This is a genomic window from Gemella sp. zg-1178, assembly GCF_018790995.1.
Classification (GTDB): domain Bacteria; phylum Bacillota; class Bacilli; order Staphylococcales; family Gemellaceae; genus Gemelliphila.
The window spans coordinates 1-3,351 of sequence record NZ_JAHKEI010000043.1 but is presented as its reverse complement, the minus strand read 5'-3'; the positions used below and the strand labels follow the sequence as shown (position 1 = coordinate 3,351).

Annotated in this window: 4 protein-coding genes and 1 pseudogene; all 5 read left to right on the top strand. The window is 30.8% G+C overall.

Annotated features, from left to right (window positions below):
* Positions 1–362: 362 nt before the first annotated feature.
* Positions 363–992 carry a recombinase family protein gene (locus tag KMP12_RS07200; RefSeq protein WP_371741366.1) on the top strand — a complete coding sequence of 210 codons (630 nt, stop codon included), beginning with the start codon at positions 363–365 and terminating at the stop codon, positions 990–992.
* Between the two features lie 260 nt (positions 993–1,252).
* Positions 1,253–2,209, top strand: a pseudogene (locus KMP12_RS07195) (recombinase family protein).
* Positions 2,210–2,350: 141 nt separating this feature from the next.
* On the top strand, positions 2,351–2,653 hold the full coding sequence (locus tag KMP12_RS07190) for a type II toxin-antitoxin system RelB/DinJ family antitoxin (RefSeq protein WP_215757040.1): 303 nt from the start codon (positions 2,351–2,353) through the stop codon (positions 2,651–2,653).
* Positions 2,653–2,976: a type II toxin-antitoxin system RelE/ParE family toxin gene (locus tag KMP12_RS07185; RefSeq protein WP_215757039.1), complete on the top strand. Its 324-nt coding sequence runs from the start codon at positions 2,653–2,655 to the stop codon at positions 2,974–2,976. Before KMP12_RS07190 ends, KMP12_RS07185 begins: the two co-directional genes overlap by 1 nt.
* Before the next feature lie 62 nt (positions 2,977–3,038).
* On the top strand, positions 3,039–3,351 hold a 313-nt coding region (locus KMP12_RS07180), incomplete at its 3' end, for a phage portal protein (protein WP_252344747.1).

Below are 3,351 nucleotides of genomic sequence, written 5' to 3'. Positions count from 1 at the left end.
TAATGTGTTTGCCTTTTGTGTTATAATGTTCTTGCATCTCTTGGTATCCTTTTTTTGTAGTTACTAAAAGTATATCCTATGAGATGCTTTTTTTGTACTACTGGCTAACTTAATTATATAATTTACTATAACAATATAGGTATGTGGTAACTATAGACTTATTTTTTACATAATGTTATGAATACCGAAAACGGACAAAAAACGGACAAAAACGGACGAAAAAAAGAAAAAACAAATTGCTAAATCAATGAAAATATGGTAAAATTCCATTTACAACTATAGGAGGCGGATTTAATGCGTGGCGGAAGTAGAGTAGGTGCGAGAAGAAAATCAATTTCAGAAAGTGAAAAGAAGAGGGAAAAATTGACTTGATTATTACAAAATCCATTAGCCGTTTTGCTAGAAATACACTAGATTGCTTGCATTATACTCGGCAATTAAAAGAGTATAAAATTCCAGTTTATTTTGAAAAAGAAAATATTAACACTATGGGCTCTAAGGTAGAAGTTCTACTCACTATTATGGCCTTTCTTGCACAGCAAGAATCAGAATCCATTAGTAAAAACGTCAAGATGGGTATTCAGAATCCATTAGTAAAAACGTCAAGATGGGTATTCAGTACAGATATCAAAAAGGGGAAGTGCGGGGTCAATCACAATCGTTTTTTAGGGTATAACAAAGACAAGAATGGGCAATTGGTAGTAGATCCAAACGAATCACATATCATTAAACGGATTTTCAAAGAGTATTTAGAGGGAAAAAGTTTACAGAAGATTGCGAATAGTTTGATGGCGGATAATATAATGACTGCAGCTAATCTTAGTTTATGTCGTGCAGGGAGTATTCGAAAAATACTGACTAATGAAAAGTATATGGGAGATGCCTTACTTCAGAAAACTTATACAGTGGATGTATTGAGTAAAAAGAGAGTGGTGAATAGCGGTATAGTATCACAGTATTATGTAGAGAATAGCCATGAAGGCATTATTTAAAAAGAAGTATTTCATAAAGTTCAAGTGGAGTTGCGACAAAGAGCAGAACAATATCAAGGAAAAAACAAAAGAAAATCAACGTATAGTAGTAAGTATGCTTATCCAATGTGATTATTTGTAAAGAATATGAGAGTGCATTCAGAAGAATTCAATGGTCTTCTAAAGGAAAAAAGTCAGTAAATTGGCGTTGTAAAACGAGAATTGATAAAGGCGTATCCTGTTGTTGTGTAGAATTAATTAATGAGACAGAGCTCCAAAATATGATTATCCGTGGAATAAATAAGTTGATGGGGAATCGTCACGAAGTTTTAGAAGTGCTAAATCAAAAAATTGAAACGAGCTTAAACAAGGATGGATTATCGTTGAGAGATATCCAGTTACAAATTGAACATTTACAAAATGAATTGGAAATACGTGTGCAAGAAAGAAAAGACTATGTGCATATTTTAGAGCAATTGGATCAACTAAAACTGCAACGCACTAAATTAGAACATTGGGATAATATAAAAAAGAAAAAACAAAGTAGGTTCGCAAGAAATACAGTAGGTTCACTATCAACTGTAAGAAAACTAAAAGATTTTGTAGTGGAGATATACTTTGAAAAAGAAAACATCTGGACATTTGATTTAAAGGGTGAATTACTTATTACAATAATGAGTTCCTTAGCACAAGAAGAAAGTAGATCAATATCAGAAAATATAACATGGTCTAAACGAAAACAAGCTGCTGAGGGTAGAGTGACATTCGCATATAATAATGTACTAGGTTTTAAGCCAGAAGAGGAGGGTGGATTAGAATTTGATAAAGAGCAAGCCCAAATAGTAAGATACATATTTGGACAGTTCTTATCAGGGAAAAATCCTAATCAAATAGCAAAACATCTAACTGAAAATAAAATACTGACACCAAGAGGGCAAGAAAAATGGAGTTATAGCAGTGTAAGAAGTATTTTAACAAATTAAAAATATAAAGGTGATGCCTTACTTCAAAAACACTATGTAGCAGACTTCTTAAACAAGACTCAGAAAAGGAACAACGGATAGCTACCTCAGTATTATGTAGAAAATAGCCATGAAGCAATAATTGATAAAGAAGTATTTGATGCGGTTCAAGTGCAGTTAAGTGAAAATAAAAAATGCTATACAGAGAAAAAATACTTTGGAAAAATTAGGTGTGGATGTTGCGGTAGTTCATATGTGAGACATTTATGGCACTAGATAGAGCTATAAGATGTGGTAATCAGAATGTAGAAAGTGGGTATGATGATAGAGGATTGTTGTTTTTATAAAAAAAAAATACAAATGTATTGCAAAAAGCAACACAAAATTATATAATGTTAGCTAAGGATGGTGATAAATATGGTAATGACCAAAACAGCTAGCGTTAATGTTAGGATACAAGAAAATATAAAGAAACAAGCAGAACAGATTTTAGAAACAATTGGTATACCTAGAGCAACAGCAATAGACATGTTTTATAGGCAAATTATTATGAATAAAGGTATACCATTTTCAGTAACTATACCTAATGAAGTAATAACTGTAGATACCTTAAGTGAAGAAGAGTTAGATAATATACTTACTAATGGATTATCTCAGGCGAAAGAGGGTAAATCAAAGAGTATGAATTTAGTATTTTCTAAATTAGAAAGCGAGATTTAATGGAAAAATACCAAATAGAAATTACATCTCAAGCTGTAGAACATTTAGAAAATATAATAACATATATTAAAAATGATTTAAACTCTCCATTAGCAGCAAGAAAAACATTAAAAAAATTAAAAGAAGGTATTGAAAAATTAGATATATTTCCAGAAAGAAATCCTAAACTTAGTGAAGAAAAATACGCTAAGGAAGGTATTAGAAAAATACTTATTGAAAACTTCTATGTATATTACTGGATAGATTTAGAAAATAAATCCGTACAAATTATCGCAATTATTTATGCCAAAAGGGATCAATTATCTGCTCTTTTGAAAATATAAGAAATGAAACATCTACACTTAAGTAGGTGTTTTTATTATACAAAAAATTAGGAGACAAAATTATGATATTAAGTAGACTATTTAAATCAAGAGATAAGCCAATAAATAAATTGAGTGGAAATAACCACTCTTTTTTTATTGGGCAAACAGCAAGTGGCAAAAGAGTAAATGAAAAAACTGCAATGCAGATGACAGCTGTATATTCATGTGTGAGAATATTATCAGAAACCCTCGCTAGTTTACCACTACATATATACGAAATAACAGATTTAGGAAGTAAAAAAGCAACCAACCACTATTTATATAACTTACTCCATAACGAACCTAACAATGAGATGACAAGTTTTATATTTAGAGAAACATTAATGACACATT